Here is a 19,529-nt window from a genome sequence, read left to right on the forward strand (position 1 = left end):
CCGGGTTTCCCGGGCACCCCATCCGCGTGTCACCTAGGTCCCACGTCGTGTAACGGCGTGTGAAACCGGGCGAAAAAGAAAGAGTCACTCATGACGATGACTGATCCGGTCGCAGATATGCTGACCCGGTTGCGCAATGCTAATGGCGCACATCATGACGAGGTTTCGCTCCCCGGCTCAAAGCTGAAGGAGCGGATCGCGGAGATCCTCAAGCGTGAAGGCTACATCGGAGACTGGAAGGTGGAGCCCGCTCGCGTTGGCACGACCATCACCATGTCCCTGAAGTACGGCCCGAACCGCGAGCGTTCGATCGAGGGCCTCAAGCGAGTATCGAAGCCCGGACTTCGCGTGTACGCGGGTTCGACCGAGATCCCGAGCGTGCTCGGTGGCCTCGGCATCGCGATCCTGTCCACCTCCTCCGGTCTTCTGACTGACCGCGAGGCTGAGCAGAAGGGCGTGGGCGGAGAAGTTCTCGCCTACGTGTGGTAACCCGTCATGTCACGTATTGGAAAGCTTCCCATCACCGTTCCCGGTGGTGTAGACGTCAAGATCGCTGGCCAGCAGGTCACGGTTAAGGGTTCGAAGGGTGAGCTGACGCTCACCGTTTCAGAGCCCATTCGCGTCGCACTCGAAGACGGACAGGTCCTTGTCACCCGTCCGAACGACGAGCGCGAATCCCGAGCGCTGCACGGCCTGACCCGCACGCTCATCAACAACAACATCATCGGTGTGACCGAGGGTTACTCAAAGCAGCTTGAGGTCGTCGGCACCGGCTACCGTGTGCAGCAGAAGGGTCAGGGCCTCGAGCTCGCGCTCGGCTTCTCGCACCCGGTGAGCGTTGATGCCCCTGAAGGCATCACGCTCGCGGTCGAGGGCAACACCAAGATCACCGTCAGCGGGATCTCGAAGCAGGCTGTCGGCGAAGCCGCAGCAAACATCCGCAAGCTGAAGAAGCCAGAACCCTACAAGGGCAAGGGCATTCGCTACGCGGGCGAGAACGTCCGTCGCAAGGCTGGAAAGGCTGGTAAATAACCATGGCCGCTTCAATTTCTCGAGCTAAGGGACGTTCGGCTGCGCGTGTTCGCCGCCACGCCCGTCTCCGCAAGAAGATCGTCGGCACGGAGGTTCGTCCCCGTCTCGCCGTGACACGCTCCGCGCGTCACATCTTCGTTCAGGTCATTGACGATTCCAAGGGTTTCACTTTGGCATCTGCTTCGACCATGGAAGCCGATCTGCGCTCCTTTGAGGGTGACAAGACGGCAAAGGCACGCAAGGTTGGCGAGATTGTCGCCGAGCGCGCTAAGAGTGCTGGCATTGATGCCGTGGTCTTTGACCGTGGCGGTAGCAAGTACGCAGGTCGAGTCGCTGCGATCGCCGAGGGCGCTCGCGAAGGGGGTCTGACCCTGTGAGCAACGAAACGAAGGAGCAGGAAGTGAACGCAGAGGCGAAGGCCGAGGCTCCGGCCACTGAGGCCGCCGAAGCTTCGGCACCCGCTCAGGATCACCGCAACGAACCTCGTGAGCAGCGTCGCGGTAGCCGTGACCGCGGCACGCGTAACGAGCGTGGTGGCCGTGACCGCAGCGAGAGCCAGTTTCTCGAGCGTGTCGTCACCATCAACCGCGTTTCTAAGGTTGTCAAGGGCGGCCGCCGCTTTAGCTTCACCGCACTTGTAGTGGTGGGCGACGGTAATGGCACCGTTGGTGTCGGCTACGGCAAGGCGAAGGAAGTTCCTCTCGCTATCGCTAAGGGGGTCGAAGAGGCGAAGAAGAACTTCTTCCGCGTACCCCGCGTCGGCAACACGATCCCGCACCCCGTGCAGGGCGAGGCAGCAGCAGGCGTTGTTCTGCTCCGCCCCGCAGCTGCCGGTACCGGTGTTATCGCTGGTGGCCCCGTCCGCGCCGTACTCGAGTGCGCTGGCATCCACGACGTGCTGAGCAAGTCGCTCGGTTCTTCGAACACTCTGAACATCGTGCACGCGACCGTCGAAGCGCTGCAGCAGCTCGAGGAGCCCCGCTCCGTCGCAGCTCGCCGTGGTCTGCCGTTCGATCGCGTTGCTCCGGCTCGCCTCGTGCGCGCTGAGGCGAAGGCTGCGGCCGACGCTGCGAAGGCAAAGGCAGGTGCGTAATGGCTAAGAGCTTGAAGATTACGCAGACGAAGTCCGTTATCAGTGAGAAGCAGAACCAGCGCGATACGCTGCGTAGCCTCGGTCTCCGCAAGATCGGCCAGTCGGTCGTTCGCGAAGACACCAAGGCTAACCGCGGCTATGTGCGCGCTGTCGCTCACCTTGTACAGGTTGAGGAGATCGACGCATGAGCGAGAAGAATGAGGAGCGCGAGCAGGTGCTCAAGGCGCACCACTTGCGCCCAGCTCCCGGGTCAAAGAAGGCCAAGACCCGCGTGGGGCGTGGTGAAGCATCCAAGGGTAAAACCGCTGGTCGTGGCACCAAAGGCACCAAGGCTCGTTACCAGGTAAAAGCTGGTTTCGAGGGTGGGCAGATGCCATTGCACATGCGCACTCCGAAGCTGCGCGGGTTCAAGAACCCGTTCCGCACCGAGTACCAGGTCGTCAACGTGGCGAAGCTCGCGGAGCTTTACCCCAAGGGTGGCGATGTGACCGTCGAGGATCTCGTATCAAAGGGTGCCGTGCGCAAGAACCAGCCCGTTAAGGTGCTGGGAGACGGCGACATCCAGGTCAAGCTCACCGTTCAGGTTGACAAGGTCTCCAGCTCTGCCGAGCAGAAGATCGTTGCAGCCGGCGGCGAAATTAAGTAGTACCCTCAAGCGTCGCTTGAGGTGCGGGGGTGTGTGAGTCGGCGGATTTGCTGGCCCACCCACCCCCGTTTTTAGTTTTCAGACTGCGCGCAAAGTGTAGTCATTGTTTTCGTATCCCTATCTAACGTGTAGGCTAGGGAATTGGTTCTCGTCTCGAGGCGGTGGCCATATGCGACGTTTCCAGGAGGCAGATTTTGTTCAGCGCCATCGGACGGATCTTCAGGACCCCAGATCTGCGGCGGAAGATTCTCTTCACGCTTGCGATCGTGTCCCTGTTCCGGCTCGGGTCTTTTATCCCCGCGCCCTTTGTTGACTTCAACAATGTGCAAGCCTGTCTTGCGGCGAACCAGGGTACTAACGGTCTCTATGACATGATCAACCTCTTCAGCGGTGGTGCGTTGCTGCAGCTGTCAATCTTCGCGCTCGGCATCATGCCCTACATCACCGCGTCGATTATTACCCAGCTACTGCGCGTGGTGATCCCTCACTTTGAGACGCTGCACAAGGAAGGCCAGGCGGGCCAGGCGAAGCTGACGCAATACACGCGTTACCTCACCATCGCACTTGCTGTTCTTCAGTCAACTACCCTCATAACGGTCGCCCGCTCGGGACAACTGTTTGGGGCCGCTTCCAACGAGGCGTGTCAGAACCTTGTGTCGCAGGAGTGGTGGGCGATTCTCATCATGATTCTTACGATGACCGCAGGTACTGGCCTCATCATGTGGTTTGGTGAACTTATTACCGAGCGCGGTATCGGCAACGGTATGTCGCTGCTCATCTTCACCTCGATCTCAGCTACTTTCCCCGGTGCTCTCTGGGCTATCCAGGAGGCACGTGGTTGGGAGACCTTCGTTCTTGTGCTTGCGCTGGGTCTTTTGATCATTGCGGCTGTTGTGTACGTGGAGCAATCCCAACGCCGCATTCCCGTGCAGTATGCCAAGCGAGTTGTCGGGCGCCGCACCTATGGCGGTAGCAGCACCTATATCCCGATCAAGGTCAATATGGCGGGTGTGATCCCGGTAATCTTTGCCTCAGCAATTCTCTACCTCCCGATGCTTATCGCGCAGTTCAACCAGCCGAAGATCGGTGAAGAGCCCAAGGAATGGGTTGTCTGGGTGCAGAACAACCTCGTTACTGGCGATAAGCCGCTCTACATGCTCGTCTTCTTCTTGCTGGTGATCGGCTTTACTTTCTTCTATGTGCAGATCACTTTCAACCCTGAAGAAGTTGCAGACAACATGAAGCAGTACGGTGGCTTCGTTCCCGGCATTCGTGCGGGTCGCCCCACGGCGGAATACCTCAACTACGTACTGACCCGCATCACGAGTGCTGGATCGCTCTACCTCGGTGTCATCGCACTCCTCCCGCTGATCGCGCTCGCGTTCTTCGAGGCCAACCAAAACTTCCCGTTCGGCGGCGCCTCGATTCTCATCATCGTCGGTGTAGGCCTCGAAACGGTGAAGCAGATCGACGCGCAGCTGCAGCAGCGCCACTACGAAGGGCTGCTCAAGTGACAAGTGCACGACTGCTCATTATTGGCCCACCCGGAGCGGGCAAAGGTACCCAGGCCTCGAAGATTGCTGAGCGTTACAGTGTTCCGGCTATCTCGACGGGAGACATCTTCCGCGCGAACATCAAGGGGGCACCGAGCTCGGTGTAAAGGTTCAGCAGATTATTGAGCGGGGCGAGCTCGTTCCTGACTCACTGACCAACGAAATCGTTGCCGATCGTATTGCTCAGAGTGATGCTGAGGACGGGTTTTTGCTCGATGGCTACCCGCGTACCGTAGATCAGGTGCACGCGCTCGACGCGATGCTTGCTCCAAGGAACGCAGCGCTCGACGCCGTGATTCTTCTCGAGGCTGACGCTGACGAAGTGGTCGCTCGACTTCTGAAACGCGCAGAGCTTGAGGGGCGCGCTGATGACACGGAAGACGTCATCCGTCACCGTCAGAACGTCTACGCCGAACAGACCGCACCGCTTATTGAATTGTTCTCCGCGCGAGGCATCTTGGTGTCCGTTGACGGTCTTGGCAGTGTTGAAGAGGTTGCGGATCGCATCGCCTCCGGACTTGATGCCCAGCTCGGTCGCGACGCTGTTCTAGGTCGCTAAGCAGTGGCTCGTAGGGGCCTGCTGCGCCGTTCTATCTATAAGTCGCCTGCTCAACTTCGATTGATGGTTGAGCCTGGGCTGGCGACGGCTGCTGCCCTCGCAGCTATGCGTGCTGCTGTTCGGCCTGGGGTCACCACGCTGGAGCTTGATGCGCTTGCTGAGGAAGCAATTCGCGCGCGCGGGGGCGCACCCAATTTTATGCTCGAGCCTGGGTATCGTCACACGATCTGCGCGAACGTCAACGAGCATGTGGTGCATGCGATCCCTACTGATCGCCTGCTCGAGGCCGGAGACGTCATCGCACTTGATGCTGGAGCGGTTGTTGGCGGTTGGCACGGTGATGCAGCGTTCACAGCTGTTCTGCCCGATCCCGCGCGGCCTGATCTCACTGCGGCCAATGAAAAGTTGAGCGCTGTAACTGAGCAGGCGATGTGGCGGGGGATTGCCCGCCTTGCAACGGCGAAGCATCTGAATGAGGTCGGCGAGGCTGTCTCGAAGTACGTTCGCGCTAACAGCGACTTTGGTGTTCTTGAGGATTACATCGGCCACGGGATCGGCCGATCCATGCACGAAGATCCGCCGGTATTTAACGTGCCCGTTGACCGCCGGGGCCCGGAGGTCAAGCCAGGACTCGTTGTTGCTATCGAACCAATCATCTCGGCGGGTGGCATCGACACCATAATTGAGGATGATGATTGGACCGTCACTATTGCTGACGGCTCGATGAGCGCCCAGTGGGAGCACTCGGTTGCTGTTCATGCTGACGGTATTTGGGTGCTGACCGCCGAAGACGGTGGTGCCTCTGGTCTTGAGCCACTTGGCGTGACCCCTGTTCCAATTCGCTAGCCCCTCTGACTTTACAAACCTCATCCGGGGGAGTAGGGTTGACCTTTGGTGCTTTGCGCCTGTTTTCGTGTCTTCGAAATCGGTGGCAAAGCATTCGCATGACCAGTACACCTACTTGAGCGATTAGTGAGGCTATGGCGAAAAAAGACGGCGTCATCGAGATCGAAGGTTCAGTCGTTGAGGCTCTTCCAAACGCAATGTTTCGAGTCGAGTTGACCAATGGACACAAGGTCCTTGCCCATATTTCAGGCAAGATGCGTCAGCACTACATCCGCATCCTCCCCGGAGACCGCGTGATTGTTGAGCTGACTCCTTACGATCTGACCCGCGGCCGTATCGTTTACCGCTACAAGTAGGTAGCTGGAAAGTAACGACTCGTGGCATCCCGCGAGTACGAGGACAGCGAACCATAAAAGGAAAGCATCATGAAGGTAAAGCCCAGCGTTAAGAAGATCTGCGATAAGTGCAAGGTCATCCGCCGCCACGGCCGCGTCATGGTGATCTGCGAGAACCCGCGCCACAAGCAGCGCCAGGGCTAAACCCCTTTCGCGGCTTTGGCCAGCAGAACACCACAACTGAATAACCCCCGCGATCCACCATGGAAACCGGGAACTTGAAATAAGCGCATTGAAGAACCCGCAACACCAGCTTGCGGGGACACCTCGGGTGGAGGCCCGAACCCCCAGTGCGTTCCACACCTCCATAATCCGCAAGGAGAGCCAGAATGGCACGTCTCGCAGGAGTAGACATCCCACGCGACAAGCGCGTTGAGATTGCACTCACCTACATCTACGGAGTCGGACGCACAAGCGCGCTGAAGACTCTCGCCGACACCGGCATCGATGGCAACGTCCGCGTAAAAGATCTCAGCGATGAGCAGCTTGTGCAGCTCCGCGACTACATTGAGGGCAACTTCAAGGTCGAGGGTGATCTCCGCCGTGAGGTCGCAGCTGATATTCGCCGCAAGGTTGAAATCGGCAGCTACCAGGGCATTCGCCACCGCAAGGGCCTGCCCGTGCATGGTCAGCGCACCAAGACGAACGCTCGTACCCGCAAGGGGCCGAAGCGCACCGTCGCCGGCAAGAAGAAGTAATCACCGGTTCACAGCGACCATCACACAGAGCTTTTCAGGAGAACACTAAATGGCTGCACCAAAGACTGCGGCACGCAAGCCGCGTCGCAAGGATAAGAAGAACGTTGCAGTGGGCCAGGCTCACATCAAGTCAACGTTCAACAACACCATCGTTTCGATCACTGACACCACGGGTGCTGTGATCAGCTGGGCCTCCTCGGGTGGCGTCGGTTTCAAGGGATCGCGTAAGTCGACCCCGTTCGCAGCACAGCTTGCTGCGGAGTCCGCTGCTCGCAAGGCGCAGGAACACGGCATGAAGAAGGTTGACGTCTTCGTGAAGGGCCCCGGATCCGGACGCGAGACCGCGATCCGCTCGCTGCAGGCCGCAGGCCTTGAGGTTGGCTCGATCAACGACGTTACCCCGCAGACGCACAACGGCTGCCGCCCGCCGAAGCGCCGCCGGGTCTGAGTTTAAGGTCGCGCCGACTGCGGTCGGCGCGACTGTCGCCTTTCAAGGCGACGTCCTTCCAACAATTTGGGTCATACCCACCCGTCATCCCGAACCCGCATGAGTCATATAGCGGACTCCAGCGAAAGGACCACATACATTGCTGATTGCACAGCGACCCACTCTGACTGAAGAGTCAATCTCCGAGTACCGTTCGCGTTTCGCCATCGAGCCCCTCGAGCCTGGCTTCGGCTACACGCTCGGAAACTCGCTGCGTCGCACCCTGCTCTCCTCGATTCCGGGCGCCGCTGTTACCAGCGTTCGTTTCGAGGGTGTTGCACACGAGTTCACGACGATCCCCGGTGTGACCGAAGACGTCACCGAGATCATCCTCAACATCAAGGCGCTCGTTGTTTCCAGCGAGCACGATGAGCCGATTACCGCTTACCTGCGTAAGACCGGTGCCGGCGAAGTGACCGCCGCTGACATTTCGGCTCCGGCCGGTGTTGAGGTGCACAACCCCGAGCTCGTTATCGCAACTCTCAGCGATTCCGCTCAGTTCGAGCTCGAGCTGACCATCGAGCGTGGCCGTGGTTACGTGTCGGCAACCCAGAACCGCAACGAAGATGCTGAGGTTGGCCGCATTCCGGTTGACTCGATCTACTCACCGGTTCTGAAGGTCACCTACCGCGTGGAGGCCACGCGTGCCGGTGAGCGCACCGACTTCGATCGTCTCGTCGTTGACGTCGAGACGAAGCCCGCTATTAGCCCCCGCGATGCAATCGCGTCGGCTGGATCCACCCTGGTAGAGCTCTTCGGTCTCGCTCGCGAGCTGAATGTTGCTGCCGAGGGCGTCGAGATCGGCCCCGCGCCGGTCGAGGTGGTTGCCGAGGGCGAGCTGTCGATCCCGATCGAAGATCTCGACCTTTCGGTTCGGAGCTACAACTGCCTGAAGCGTGAGGGCATCAACACGGTGAGCGAGCTTGTTGCGCTCTCCGAGGCTCAGCTCATGAACATCCGCAACTTCGGGCAGAAGTCAGTCTTCGAGGTGCGCGACAAGCTCACCGAAATGGGACTGTCGCTGAAGGATGCCGTGCCCGGCTTTGACGGTGCACAGTTCTACAGCTACGAAGACGACAACAACTAACGATCCCGCGTTCTTCGCCTGATCGAACACTTAACGGAGTAAACAATGCCCAAGCCCAACAAGGGCCCCCGCCTCGGAGGCGGCCCCGCACACGAGCGTCTCATGCTGAACCAGATGGCTTCACAGCTGTTTGAGCACAAGCGCATTCAGACCACGGAAACCAAGGCTAAGCGCCTGCAGCCCGTGGCAGAACGACTCGTCACCTTTGCAAAGCGCGGTGACCTGCACGCACGCCGTCGCGTAATGCGTCAGATCCTGTCGAAGGATGTCGTTCACGAGCTCTTCACCGAGATTGCACCACTGGTTGAGAATCGTGAGGGTGGCTACACCCGCATCATCAAGACCGGTTACCGCAAGGGCGACAACGCTCCTCTTGCAGTGATCGAGCTCGTTCTTGAGCCCGTCGCACCGAAGGCCAAGGCTAAGGCTGAAAAGCCCGCAAAGAAGGCTGCTGCGAAGGAAGCGCCCGCTCCCGTCGAGGAGCCCGCAACCGAAGAGGTTGCTGAGGAGACTACCGAGGCGCCTGAGGCTGCTGAAGCAGAGGCCGCTGAGGCAACCGAGGCTCCTGCCGAGGAGAAATCGGAGTAGTCTGACTTCGCTTGTAAAGAACGCCCCGCCGGTTTCGACCGGTGGGGCGTTCTTTTGTAAGTGGCAGGATAAATCGTGCATCCGATCGTTCCTCAGGGCACCGATTACGCCAAGAACACCTGAACCCGCCTGACGATTCCGGTGTTCTACGGGCGATCGGTGCCCTCTTGGCAGGGCGCACTCACCCTAAGACCCAATCTGAGTTGGGAAGCTGTCTAGCGGCGAGGCAGCGTGAAGCCGAGTGCCTCGTCTGGCGACTGTAGGGACTGCAGTGCCTTTTGTACCGAACCGACGTAGATGTCGCCACCGCTCGGGTTCGGGTGAATACCGTCATCGGCGAGTGCATCGGCCACCCCCGTGATGGCGCTGTTCCAGTCGGCAACGACTACGCCGCGGTGTGTGCCGGCGTACTCCGCGAGCGTCTCATTGACCCGGGGATCCAGTCGCGCTCGCCGTGCGCGTTGACGAGCACGAGCGGGCGGGGCCCTACCACGTCACGAAGAACCTCTAGCTCTTCTGTGTTGATGGGGCCGTTTGTTCCGAGTCCAACCACAACGACGTCCCTGAGAGCGCCTTGGGACACAAGATCTGACACAACGTCGATACCGGCCTCAAGTCCGCGGGAGACCGCGGCGTCGATCTCAATACCGGGGAGCCCGCTTGAGAGTTCCGGCAGACTCGCGAGCATAACGGAGTCTCCGACCGCGCTAATATCTTGGCCCTCGAACGCTGTTGGGATTTCAGTGGTCTTGTCGCCCTGCGAATGTGGGTCCGGCTTGTTACCGCCGTCGCGCTGTTGTTTTTCGTGCGCCGCCTGTCCGCGCGCGATCGCCGAGGCTGCGGAGCTCTGCTGGGGAGCGGTCGCAACCGCGTACGCGGTCGCGGGAACGGTCACGACAAGTGCCGCGGTGAGGGCAAACAACCAGAGCTGGCGTCCGCGAGAGAGGCCCCCTCTCGTGTCGGCTTTGAGGAACCCACGCGGCGGAACGCGCCGAGGAAGCCGCGAACGGAGGCGCGGATCCCGAGCCGCCTGACAGGCTGCTCGACGAAACGGTAGGAGAGTGCCGCGATCCCGAACGTTGCAAGGAGGGTGAATCCTCCCACGACCCAGATCTCTGCGGGGGTGTCGCTCCAGGGGGCGCCCGCACCTGCAATGATTAGCAGTAGTGGCCAGTGCCAGAGGTAGATGCCGTAAGAGCGCTCACCGATCCAGCGCAGTGGCTGCGCGTCGAGTGCCCGGCCCACCCAGACGCCGGGGCGAGTAACCGCCACGATGACCGCGAGAGACGCAATCGTTGCGAGCTGGAACCCTCCCTGAAAGCTCGCGGGGCTGCCCTCCACCAGGGTCAGTGAAAGCCAAGCGAGAGTGGCGAACCCGGCAAGCGCGACAGCTGCGGCAATCGATTGTCCCAGCGGCCCTGGGCGACTCGGCGCGATATCGCCGAGTTTTGTCGCCGCGGGCCGCAGCAGGCACGCGATTGCCGCACCGAGCAGGAGTCCGAAGGTGTGGGTGTCTGAGCCGAAGTAGATTCTTGTTGGATCCACACCCTCGGTGGAGAGAGTCGCCATCAGGGTTGCCGAGGTGATAGCCAACGCGAGAAGGGGCAGCGCCTGCGTCACTCGCCCGCGCAGCTTCCACAGAGCGAGCAGAAGCAGCGGTAACAGGATGTAGAACTGCTCCTCGATGGAGAGTGACCAAGTGTTGCGGAAGAGCTCGGGGTGTCTCGAGCAAAATAGTCGGCTCCATTTGCGATGAATAGCCAGTTGCTCACAAAAAGTGCGGCTCCCGCAAGCTGACTGCTGATCCCGAACAGCAAATCGCCGCCGACCAAGAGTGCAAGTGTCGTGCATGCCAGAAGCACCAACGCGAGCGCTGGGAGTAGGCGCCGTGCTCTGCGGCGCCAGAACGCGATGAGACGAATCTTGCCGTGCTGCTCAAGCTCTCGAAGCAGAAGAGAAGTAATGAGGAAGCCGCTGATTGCAAAGAATACATCTACACCGAGGAAGCCGCCTGGAAGTAGCTTTGGAAAGAGGTGGTAGGCCAGTACTAGCCCAACCGCGATTGCGCGGAGTCCGTCGAGCCCAGCGAAGCGCGCGGGGCGCATGGAAGTTAAGGGAGAGGGCACAGGGAAGGTTTCTCTTAGACAGCACCAGTTCTGCAGGGTGACCCCACTAGTGTACGTCAGGTCCCGGTGGGCAAGTAGGTGATGCATCTGGCAGGATCAAAGGGTGACCTTTGACACTCCACCTGCGCGACTCAGAATCGATCTCGCTTACGACGGCACCGGCTTTTCTGGGTGGGCGACGCAGCCTGGCCTGCGCACGGTGCAGGGGGAACTGGAATCGGCGATTGCGTTTCTGCTGCGCGTCGAGGGGGCGCGACTCACGGTCGGTGGCCGCACCGACGCTGGGGTGCACGCCCGCGGGCAGGTTGCACACCTGGACGTCACCGACGAGCAGTTGGCTCAGGATCGACTCAGCCCCGAAAGCTCAACGGCATCTTGAAGCGTTCGGCCCCTGACATTGCTGTGCACTCCGTCCGGGAGGTGCCCGCTGAGTTCGACGCTCGCTTTGGCGCGCTGCGTCGCCGCTACGAGTACAGACTGCGCGACGAGCGAGCAAAGCGCGATCCGCTTACCGCCCGTTTTACCGCTGACGTGCCGCGCAAGCTTGACCTCGAAGTTATGCAGCGTGCATCTGATGAACTTCTCGGCCTCAACGACTTCACCACATTCTGTAAGGCCCGCGAGGGGGCGACTGCAGTACGGGATCTGTTGAGTTTTGAGTGGCGGGTTACCGAAGACGGGGCTTACGCCGCTCGTATTGAAGCGGACGCCTTCTGCCACTCGATGGTGCGTGCGCTCGTTGGCTCGGTTGTTGCTGTTGGAGCTGGCAGGATCGCGGAAGCCGAACTGCAACAACTGCGAGATGCTCGAGAACGCACCAGTCGGTTCACCGTGATGCCTGCGCGGGGTCTGAGCCTAGAAGAGATCACGTACCCGGCTGACGAGGATCTCGCTGCGCGGGCGGAACTGACTCGCGCACGCAGGGAGTCGCTGGCGAGTGGCAGCTGATCCTGTGCTAGAGTTGCTTTTTGGTGCGTAAGTACCCGATTTGTTGAGCCCTCCACCTTCCCGTGCATTCGCAAGAAACCGGGTAACGGAGTGGGATCCACGAACACCTCCATTTCGACAGAAAGCAGCACGACAGTGACTCGCACATATTCGCCGAAGGCAGCTGAGCAGAAGCACGACTGGCTCGTTATCGACGCCACCGATGTGGTTCTCGGCCGTCTCGCTTCGCACGCAGCAATTCTGCTCCGCGGCAAGCACAAGACCACCTTTGCTCCTCACATGGACATGGGTGACTACGTCATCGTTATTAACGCAGACAAGGTCGTTCTGACCGCCAACAAGGCAGATCAGAAGCGCGACTACCGCCACTCCGGGTACCCGGGTGGCCTGCGCTCGGTGAGCTACACCGAACTTCTCGAGAAGAACCCGGAGCGCGCCGTTGAGAAGGCGATCCGCGGCATGCTTCCGAAGAACTCGCTCGGTGCCGATCAGTTCCGCAAGCTGAAGGTATACCGCGGTGCAGAGCACCCGCACGCTGCACAGCAGCCCACCCCATACACCTTCGGCCAGGTCGCGCAGTAGTCGCGCCGACGAGACATTCAGAGAGAGAATTCAACGTGACTGAAGAGCAGACTGTGGCCACTGAGAGCTACACCACCGAGACTCCCGCTTCGCAGGCAACTGCGACGGCACCCCGCCCCGCGCTCACCGTTCCTGGTGCAGCTGTTGGCCGTCGCAAGCAGGCTATTGCCCGCGTGCGCCTCATCCCCGGCAACGGCACCATGACCGTTAATGGTCGCGAGCTCGCCGAGTACTTCCCGAACAAGCTGCACCAGCAGTTGATCACGGATCCCTTCACCGTGCTCGAGCTGACCGGCTCGTACGACGTCATTGCACGCATCGTTGGTGGTGGCCCCTCGGGTCAGGCTGGCGCACTTCGCCTCGCGATCGCACGCGCGCTCAACGAGATCGACGCCGAGCACAACCGCCCGACGCTGAAGAAGGCCGGCTTCCTGAGCCGCGACGCTCGTATCAAGGAGCGCAAGAAGGCTGGTCTTAAGAAGGCCCGCAAGGCTCCACAGTACTCGAAGCGCTAAGCAGCGCGGGAGTACCCACTATGGGACGCCTGTTTGGCACAGACGGGGTTCGAGGTCTAGCCGGGGTCGATGTGACTGCCGAGCTGGCCCTGAACCTCGCCGACGCAGCGGCTCTCGTTCTCGGGCGTTCAGCCCGGGGCGAGAGCCGTCGTGCTGTCGCCGTCGTCGCTCGCGATCCGCGAGTGTCAGGTGAGTTTATTTCAGCAGCTGTTGCCGCTGGACTCGCCTCTGCCGGGGTGGACGTGCTTGACGCGGGAGTCATCCCGACGCCAGCTGCCGCATACCTGGTTGCCGATACCGGTGCCGATTTCGGCGTTATGGTGTCTGCTTCACACAATCCTGCACCAGACAACGGGATCAAGTTTTTCGCTGCGGGCGGGCGTAAGCTAGCCGACGAAGTCGAAGATCAGATCGAGGCGGCCATGGAGCGCCCCGCGATCGCCGTGACTGGCCGTGAGGTCGGGCGCATTCAACGTTTCGCTGATGCCGAGGACCGGTATCTCGTGCACCTGCTCGGAACCCTTGAAGGAGTTAAGCTCGACGGTTTGCACGTTGTGCTTGACTGCGCTCACGGCGCTGCTGCTGGTATCTCGCCAGATGTCTTCTCTGACGCTGGTGCGAAGCTGACGGTGATCGGTAACGACCCTGACGGGTTCAACATCAATGATGGTGTTGGATCGACGCACCTTGGGCCGCTCGTCGAGGCCGTGCGCAAGAACGGGGCTGATCTTGGAATCGCTCACGACGGCGACGCTGATCGCTGCCTTGCGGTTGACGCCAACGGCAACGTGGTTGATGGTGACAAGATCATGGCGATTCTGGCCCTCTCGATGTCGCGCCGTGGCAAACTCGAGCAGAACACACTCGTGGCTACCGTCATGTCGAACCTCGGCCTCAAACTCGCCATGGCCGATAACGGCATTGACGTCGTTGAGACCGGTGTCGGCGATCGCTACGTGCTCGAATCGATCAATGCAAACGGCTACTCGCTGGGCGGTGAGCAGTCGGGGCACGTCATTATGAGCGAACATGCGACAACCGGTGATGGGATCCTGACCGGTTTGCATATTGCGGCCGAGATGGTGCGCACCGGCAAGACGCTTGCCGAGCTTGCGAGCTGCATGACGGTGTACCCGCAGGTGCTTGTGAACGTGAAGGGTGTTGATCGCTCTGGCGTCGCGAACGACGACGTGCTGCAGCAGGCTGTTCACCAGGCAGAGGTTGTGCTCGGCGGCAAAGGCCGTGTGCTGTTGCGCCCCTCTGGCACTGAGCCCGTGGTCCGCGTGATGGTTGAAGCCGAGCACGAGCAGCAGGCCCAGGAACTCGCCGACGACCTGGCTGCCATCGTGTTGGAGCGCCTAGCGGTCTAGCGAGGTTCTCAGAGTTCTCGCGAAAGCGCAGTTTTACATGTTTCCTTCTCCAGAAAACATGTAAAACTGCGCTTTCGTCATCTGGTCGAGGTTTGTCAAGAGCGATATGTTGGGTGCATGGGTATCTTAAGGCGCACCGCGCGCAGTGTTGGATCTACCGGGCTTCTCTCTGTGGGAGCGTTGCATCTCGTCTGGGCCTCGGGATCTACCTGGCCGGCAAAGAGCCCGCAGCGCCTTGCTGAGGCGGTTGTTGGCAACGCTAAGGCCATGCCGGGGGTTGGCCCAACGGCCGGGGTAGCCGCCGCTGCGATCGGTGGTGGACTCATCGCGGGTGGGGCACTCGGTGAAGGGCGTGCAGTTGTTGCGTTGCGCCGAGTGATGGGTCTCGGCCTGCTAGCTCGCGCGGTTGTGAACGAAGAGTTGCTGATGGACGGACTCGGGCTCCCCGCCAGCGGGAAGCGCTTTAAGAAGTTTGACCAGCAGTACTACCGTCCGCTCTGCGCAGTGCTTGGTATCGCGGTGCTGCTCGGATCACGTGACCGCAAAAACTAAAGACTCGAACGAGTAGTTACAACTTACGCAGCAGTACCTTCTGCACGCGGTGGTCAGCCTCCTTGCGCAGCACGAGTGTGGCGCGGGCGCGGGTTGGCCGGATATTTTCGACCAGGTTTGGCTCGTTGATGTTGTTCCAGTACTCGTCGGCGAGCGCCGCTGCTGCCTCATCATCGAGTGACGCGAAGCGGCGGAAATACGAGTCCGGATTTGAGAAGGCGCTCTCTCGCAGGCGCAAGAATCGGTTTTGGTACCAGCGCCTAATGTCTGCGGTGCGCGCATCAACATAGACGGAGAAGTCGAAGAGATCACTCACTGCAACCGGGTGCTGCATTGAAGCGGGCTGCAGAACGTTGAGCCCCTCGACGATCAGGATGTCGGGTTGCTTAACAATGGTGCACTCGCCGGGCACGATGTCGTAGATGAGGTGGCTGTAGTGCGGAGCTCGCACTTCGGGCAGTCCGGACTTCACCTGCGAAACAAAACGGAGTAGGGCCCTGCGGTCATACGACTCGGGGAATCCCTTGCGGGCGGTGATCCCGCGTCGCGCAAGCTCATCGTTGGGGTAGAGGAAACCGTCCGTTGTAATGAGTTGCACGTTTGGTGTCTCGGGCCAGCGGGCCAGCAAGTCCCGAAGGATCCTGGCCACCGTTGACTTGCCGACCGCTACGGAACCCGCGATTCCGATGACAAATGGGCTCTTCTGTTCCTCGGGACGCTGGAGGAAACCGCGTGTGCGCTTGTGCATCTTTGCCGCGGCGATGGCGTACTGATTGATGAGTCGGCTGAGCGGCCGATACACCTCGGAGACTTCAAGCAGGTCGAGCGGCTCGCCGAGGCCTCGGAACGCGTCGACCTCTGCCTCCGTGAGGGGCATGGGCGTCTCGCCCGCGAGACGAGACCACTCCTCGCGGCCGATCTCGGTAAATGGCGAGGTGAGTTCCGGGCGCACGAGAGAGTGGCTTCCGGTTACTGGGTCAATGATCATCTTCGGCATTGTTCACAATGGTGCCACTAAACTGGAATCTATGTGTGGAATCGTCGGATATGTCGGACCAAATAATACGGTCGACGCTCTTCTCAGTGGCCTGCGACGCTTGGAATATCGCGGGTACGACTCAGCCGGAATCGCTGTCGTTGATGAAGCGGGGGAGCTGACCGTTCGGAAGCGTTCGGGCAAATTGGCTCGTTTAGAGGCGTTGCTGGAGGTATCCCCAGTGATTTCCCAGGGAACGGGAATCGGTCACACCCGTTGGGCAACACACGGCGGTCCGACCGATGTGAATGCGCACCCGCACCTGGGTGATAACGGCAAGCTTGCGCTGATTCACAACGGCATCGTCGAGAACTTTGCTGAGCTTCGTGCGGAAGTTGAGGCTGACGGTGTTGAATTGCTCAGCGAGACTGACACCGAGGTCGTTGCCGCGCTGCTGGGTCTTGAGATTGCGAAGCAGGGATCGCTGGAGCCAGCGTTCCGCTCGGTCGTAAAGCGCTTGCATGGCACCTTTACGTTGCTTGCCATGCACCGTGATGAGCCCGGCAAGGTTGTGTCGGCGAGGCATCACTCGCCCCTCGTTATTGGGCTGGGTGAAGGAGAAAATTTTCTCGGCTCCGACGTCGCTGCGTTTGTGTCTTCGACCCGACGCGCGGTTGCGGTTGACGAGAACAACATCGCGATCATCACTCCCGATGAGGTGCGCATCACCGATTTTGACGGCATCCCGATTGAGTTCGCTGAGTACGAGGTTGAATGGGACGCTGATGCCGCTGACAAGGGCGGCTGGTCATCCTTCATGGCGAAAGAGATCAACGAGCAGCCAGAGGCCATCGCAAACACGGTCCGTGGACGCACCGCAGGCCGCTCTGTTGAGATCCCTGAACTGACTGCCCTGGGCGACGACCGCCTGCGTAACATCGACCGCATCATCATCATCGCCTGCGGTACCGCCTCCTACGCCGGCCAGATCGGCGCGTACGCTATTGAACAGTGGGCAAGGATCCCTGTCGATGTGCAGCTGAGCCACGAGTTTAGGTACCGCGACCCGGTGCTCACTGACCGCACCATGGTGATCTCGGTAAGTCAGTCCGGTGAGACCATGGACACCCTCATGGCTGTGAAGTACGCCATCGAGCAGGGCGTCACGACCGTTTCGGTGTGCAACACCCAGAGCGCCACGATTCCGCGCGAGTCTGACGCGGCTGTTTACACCCACGCAGGCCCCGAGGTGGCTGTGGCCTCGACCAAGGCATTCACCGCTCAGATCACGGCGCTCTTCTTGATCGGTCTGCACCTCGGGCGCGTGCGCGGTGAGTTGAGCACTGAAGCGCTGGCTGAGGCTGTTCAGCAGCTCGAAGAGCTTCCCGAGAAAATGCGCGTTGCTGTTGATACGCACGCGGAGATCACTCAGCTTGCACACTGGATGGCCGATACTCGTTCGGTGCTGTTCCTCGGGCGTCACGTTGGCTTCCCGGCCGCGCTCGAGGGAGCACTCAAGCTCAAAGAGATCGCATACATTCACGCTGAGGGCTTTGCTGCCGGTGAGCTGAAGCACGGCCCGATTGCGCTTATCGACCACGGTCAGCCCGTGTTTGTGCTAGTGCCGAGCCCTCGCACTGCGCCGCTCATGCACTCCAAGGTTGTCTCCAACATCCAGGAGATTCGTGCTCGCGGTGCTCGCGTGATCGCCATCGTTGAGGTCGGCGACACCGCCGTGCTGCCGTACGCCGACGAAGTTATCCGCTTGCCGCTCACCGACGCGCTGTTCGAACCGATCCTGCAGGTTGTTCCGCTGCAGTGGTTCGCGCTTGAACTTTCGACGGCGAAGGGCCTCGACGTCGACCAGCCGCGCAACCTCGCGAAGTCAGTGACGGTCGAGTAGAGCAAGGACACGGTAACGTGATCGTCGGGATTGGCGTCGACACGGTAGACATTCCGCGCTTCGAGCGGCAGCTGTCGCGTACACCAGCTTTGCGGGACAGGCTGTTTGCCCCCGAAGAACGAGATCTACCCCTGCACTCGCTTGCAGCCAGGTTTGCCGCCCGCGAGGCGCTGATTAAAGCGCTGGGTGGATCAGGCGAACTCACCTGGCACGACATGGCAGTGGCGCGTGGGAACGATCGTGTCCCCGGGTTCGTCGGAGGCACAAAGCTACGTCGTGAGCTTGCCAACAGGGGAGCAAATCGGATCCACCTCTCAATGACACACGATGCCGGAGTTGCGACGGCTTTTGTTGTGATTGAAACGGGTACGCTCGATGCAGAACACGGATTGGAGTAGCCATGGGAGCAGAGGCAATGCGGGTCGCTGAGATCTCGCTACCCGCAATCAGGCACAACGTTGCGCGCATTCGCGAGATCACAGGTGGATCCGTCATTGTGGTTGTAAAGGCCGATGGATACGGTCACGGTGCCGCCATCGCCGCTGGTGCCGCGCTTGAGGGCGGCGCTACGATGATTGCCACCGCTGATCTCGAAGAGGCTCTGTCACTGCGCGAACAGGGGATCGTCGGGCCGATCCTGTGCTGGCTCCACGGTGTGCACACGGACTTCGCAGCCGCCGTTGCGGCAGATATTGAGATTGGTGTGAGCCATTCCAGGCACCTTGAAGCCGTTGCCGCCGCGGCCACTGCCCAGGGAAAAGTCGCCACCGTTCAGTTTAAGATCGACACGGGCCTGAGTCGAAACGGTGCCGCTCCCGAGGAGTGGCAGCCTCTGTTTCGGCGGGCAGCTGAATTGGTGAGCGCGGGTGTCTTGCGTGTGCGGGGCATTTTTAGTCACCTTGCTAATGCTGGTGCAGAGAATGATCGGACACAGGCGACCCGTTTTGATGCGGCGGTCGAGCTGCTGCGGGCAGCGGGTATTGATCCCGAGATGATCCACCTCGCCGCGAGTGCCGCAACCCTGCGATCGCCGCACTTGCACTACAACACAGTTCGTGTTGGTGTTGCTGCGTTTGGCCTGAGCCCGTTTGCCGATACGACGTCGGCTCAGCTCGGTCTTGTTCCGGCAATGACACTGCGTTCTGAGATTGTTGCGCTGCGAGGGGTGCCCGCAGGAACTGGTGTTTCTTATGGCTTTAACCACATCTGTGAAACCGCGACGACACTTGCTCTTGTTCCGATTGGGTATGCCGACGGCATGCCGCGCGCGCTCAATGGCGCCGGCGCATGGGTGACGATTGCGGGGGAACACCGGCCTATCGTTGGACGAATCGGCATGGACCAGTTCATTGTTGATGTTGGTCCGCTCGCTGGCCGCTTGCAGCTCGGCGACCCCGTGGTGTTGTTCGGTGATCCTGAACTGGGCAATCCACCCGTCGAGATCTGGGCAGGGCTCATGCGCACGATCAACTACGAAATCATCGTAGGGATTGGAACACGCGTGCACCGCTGCCCCGTTGATGGAGACCGTTCATGACGGACCTGTCAAACTTTCGCCAGCAGATCCAGGTGG

26 protein-coding genes and 2 pseudogenes are annotated in these 19,529 nt (G+C 60.4%); 23 read left to right on the forward strand and 5 right to left on the reverse strand.

Annotation, left to right across the window (positions count from 1 at the left end; translation table 11 throughout):
• The first annotated feature begins 90 nt into the window (after positions 1 to 90).
• From rpsH to rplQ, 15 genes and pseudogenes are all read left to right on the forward strand, one after another.
• Positions 91 to 489 carry a 30S ribosomal protein S8 gene (rpsH, locus tag G7066_RS04755; protein ID WP_166292564.1) on the forward strand — a complete coding sequence of 133 codons (399 nt, stop codon included), beginning with the start codon at positions 91 to 93 and terminating at the stop codon, positions 487 to 489.
• Positions 490 to 495: 6 nt separating this feature from the next.
• Positions 496 to 1,032, forward strand: coding sequence for a 50S ribosomal protein L6 (rplF, locus tag G7066_RS04760; RefSeq protein WP_166329451.1), 537 nt, complete (start codon positions 496 to 498; stop codon positions 1,030 to 1,032).
• Positions 1,033 to 1,034: 2 nt separating this feature from the next.
• Positions 1,035 to 1,409, forward strand: a complete 375-nt coding sequence (gene rplR, locus G7066_RS04765; protein WP_166292566.1) for a 50S ribosomal protein L18 — start codon at positions 1,035 to 1,037, stop codon at positions 1,407 to 1,409.
• Entirely contained in the window at positions 1,406 to 2,125 is a 720-nt protein-coding gene (rpsE, locus tag G7066_RS04770) for a 30S ribosomal protein S5 (RefSeq protein WP_166329453.1), read from the forward strand. The genes rplR and rpsE overlap by 4 nt, the downstream gene beginning before the upstream one ends.
• Positions 2,125 to 2,313 (forward strand): 50S ribosomal protein L30, encoded by a 189-nt coding sequence (rpmD, locus tag G7066_RS04775; protein ID WP_166292568.1) that lies wholly within the window; start codon positions 2,125 to 2,127, stop codon positions 2,311 to 2,313. The genes rpsE and rpmD overlap by 1 nt, the downstream gene beginning before the upstream one ends.
• Positions 2,310 to 2,771, forward strand: a complete 462-nt coding sequence (gene rplO, locus G7066_RS04780) for a 50S ribosomal protein L15 (protein WP_166329455.1) — start codon at positions 2,310 to 2,312, stop codon at positions 2,769 to 2,771. The genes rpmD and rplO overlap by 4 nt, the downstream gene beginning before the upstream one ends.
• Before the next feature lie 194 nt (positions 2,772 to 2,965).
• Positions 2,966 to 4,285, forward strand: a complete 1,320-nt coding sequence (secY, locus tag G7066_RS04785) for a preprotein translocase subunit SecY (protein WP_166329457.1) — start codon at positions 2,966 to 2,968, stop codon at positions 4,283 to 4,285.
• Positions 4,282 to 4,883: pseudogene (locus G7066_RS04790) on the forward strand (adenylate kinase). Before secY ends, G7066_RS04790 begins: the two are co-directional and overlap by 4 nt.
• Before the next feature lie 3 nt (positions 4,884 to 4,886).
• The gene (gene map / locus G7066_RS04795; protein ID WP_166329459.1) at positions 4,887 to 5,729 is read left to right on the forward strand and encodes a type I methionyl aminopeptidase; all 843 of its coding nucleotides are present in this window, start codon (positions 4,887 to 4,889) and stop codon (positions 5,727 to 5,729) included.
• Positions 5,730 to 5,863: 134 nt separating this feature from the next.
• Positions 5,864 to 6,085, forward strand: a complete 222-nt coding sequence (gene infA / locus G7066_RS04800; protein ID WP_166292573.1) for a translation initiation factor IF-1 — start codon at positions 5,864 to 5,866, stop codon at positions 6,083 to 6,085.
• Positions 6,086 to 6,154: 69 nt separating this feature from the next.
• Positions 6,155 to 6,268 carry a 50S ribosomal protein L36 gene (rpmJ, locus tag G7066_RS04805; protein ID WP_009199219.1) on the forward strand — a complete coding sequence of 38 codons (114 nt, stop codon included), beginning with the start codon at positions 6,155 to 6,157 and terminating at the stop codon, positions 6,266 to 6,268.
• Positions 6,269 to 6,453: 185 nt separating this feature from the next.
• A complete protein-coding gene (gene rpsM / locus G7066_RS04810) occupies positions 6,454 to 6,822 on the forward strand; it encodes a 30S ribosomal protein S13 (protein ID WP_166292574.1) in 369 nt (122 codons plus the stop codon).
• Positions 6,823 to 6,871: 49 nt separating this feature from the next.
• Positions 6,872 to 7,270, forward strand: a complete 399-nt coding sequence (rpsK, locus tag G7066_RS04815; RefSeq protein ID WP_053352811.1) for a 30S ribosomal protein S11 — start codon at positions 6,872 to 6,874, stop codon at positions 7,268 to 7,270.
• A gap of 139 nt (positions 7,271 to 7,409) precedes the next feature.
• A complete protein-coding gene (locus G7066_RS04820; protein ID WP_166329461.1) occupies positions 7,410 to 8,396 on the forward strand; it encodes a DNA-directed RNA polymerase subunit alpha in 987 nt (328 codons plus the stop codon).
• A gap of 45 nt (positions 8,397 to 8,441) precedes the next feature.
• Complete coding sequence (gene rplQ / locus G7066_RS04825; protein ID WP_166329463.1) at positions 8,442 to 8,984, forward strand: 50S ribosomal protein L17; 543 nt, start codon at positions 8,442 to 8,444, stop codon at positions 8,982 to 8,984.
• Between the two features lie 215 nt (positions 8,985 to 9,199).
• On the opposite strand, the gene G7066_RS04830 is transcribed toward rplQ, so the two are convergent.
• From G7066_RS04830 to G7066_RS16865, 4 genes are read right to left on the reverse strand one after another with little or no spacing between them, the layout of a single operon-like run.
• Positions 9,200 to 9,337 carry a hypothetical protein gene (locus G7066_RS04830; protein ID WP_166329465.1) on the reverse strand — a complete coding sequence of 46 codons (138 nt, stop codon included), beginning with the start codon at positions 9,335 to 9,337 and terminating at the stop codon, positions 9,200 to 9,202.
• Between the two features lie 32 nt (positions 9,338 to 9,369).
• The gene (locus G7066_RS04835; RefSeq protein WP_166329467.1) at positions 9,370 to 9,879 is read right to left on the reverse strand and encodes an SGNH/GDSL hydrolase family protein; all 510 of its coding nucleotides are present in this window, start codon (positions 9,877 to 9,879) and stop codon (positions 9,370 to 9,372) included.
• Complete coding sequence (locus G7066_RS04840) at positions 9,876 to 10,670, reverse strand: acyltransferase family protein (protein ID WP_280116263.1); 795 nt, start codon at positions 10,668 to 10,670, stop codon at positions 9,876 to 9,878. The genes G7066_RS04835 and G7066_RS04840 overlap by 4 nt, the downstream gene beginning before the upstream one ends.
• A complete protein-coding gene (locus G7066_RS16865) occupies positions 10,601 to 11,089 on the reverse strand; it encodes an acyltransferase family protein (RefSeq protein ID WP_280116238.1) in 489 nt (162 codons plus the stop codon). The genes G7066_RS04840 and G7066_RS16865 overlap by 70 nt, the downstream gene beginning before the upstream one ends.
• Before the next feature lie 124 nt (positions 11,090 to 11,213).
• Here G7066_RS16865 and truA point away from each other — a divergent pair.
• From truA to G7066_RS04865, 5 genes and pseudogenes are all read left to right on the forward strand, one after another.
• Positions 11,214 to 12,058, forward strand: a pseudogene (gene truA, locus G7066_RS04845) (tRNA pseudouridine(38-40) synthase TruA).
• Positions 12,059 to 12,193: 135 nt separating this feature from the next.
• A complete protein-coding gene (gene rplM, locus G7066_RS04850) occupies positions 12,194 to 12,640 on the forward strand; it encodes a 50S ribosomal protein L13 (protein ID WP_166329469.1) in 447 nt (148 codons plus the stop codon).
• 35 nt (positions 12,641 to 12,675) lie between these two features.
• A complete protein-coding gene (gene rpsI / locus G7066_RS04855; RefSeq protein WP_166329471.1) occupies positions 12,676 to 13,155 on the forward strand; it encodes a 30S ribosomal protein S9 in 480 nt (159 codons plus the stop codon).
• 20 nt (positions 13,156 to 13,175) lie between these two features.
• Entirely contained in the window at positions 13,176 to 14,525 is a 1,350-nt protein-coding gene (gene glmM, locus G7066_RS04860; protein ID WP_166329472.1) for a phosphoglucosamine mutase, read from the forward strand.
• 117 nt (positions 14,526 to 14,642) lie between these two features.
• Positions 14,643 to 15,077, forward strand: coding sequence for a DUF3995 domain-containing protein (locus G7066_RS04865; protein WP_166329474.1), 435 nt, complete (start codon positions 14,643 to 14,645; stop codon positions 15,075 to 15,077).
• Between the two features lie 16 nt (positions 15,078 to 15,093).
• On the opposite strand, the gene coaA is transcribed toward G7066_RS04865, so the two are convergent.
• Positions 15,094 to 16,065: a type I pantothenate kinase gene (gene coaA, locus G7066_RS04870; protein WP_205881525.1), complete on the reverse strand. Its 972-nt coding sequence runs from the start codon at positions 16,063 to 16,065 to the stop codon at positions 15,094 to 15,096.
• Between the two features lie 40 nt (positions 16,066 to 16,105).
• Here coaA and glmS point away from each other — a divergent pair, with 40 nt between their 5' ends.
• The 3 genes from glmS to alr are packed head-to-tail and all read left to right on the forward strand — an operon-like array spanning position 16,106 to position 19,493.
• Complete coding sequence (gene glmS, locus G7066_RS04875; protein WP_166329478.1) at positions 16,106 to 17,956, forward strand: glutamine--fructose-6-phosphate transaminase (isomerizing); 1,851 nt, start codon at positions 16,106 to 16,108, stop codon at positions 17,954 to 17,956.
• A 17-nt stretch (positions 17,957 to 17,973) separates the two neighbouring features.
• Positions 17,974 to 18,354: a holo-ACP synthase gene (locus tag G7066_RS04880; RefSeq protein WP_166329480.1), complete on the forward strand. Its 381-nt coding sequence runs from the start codon at positions 17,974 to 17,976 to the stop codon at positions 18,352 to 18,354.
• 2 nt (positions 18,355 to 18,356) lie between these two features.
• A complete protein-coding gene (alr, locus tag G7066_RS04885) occupies positions 18,357 to 19,493 on the forward strand; it encodes an alanine racemase (RefSeq protein WP_244303294.1) in 1,137 nt (378 codons plus the stop codon).
• The last annotated feature ends 36 nt before the right edge of the window (positions 19,494 to 19,529 follow it).

Source organism: Leucobacter coleopterorum (assembly GCF_011382985.1).
Lineage (GTDB): Bacteria > Actinomycetota > Actinomycetes > Actinomycetales > Microbacteriaceae > Leucobacter > Leucobacter coleopterorum.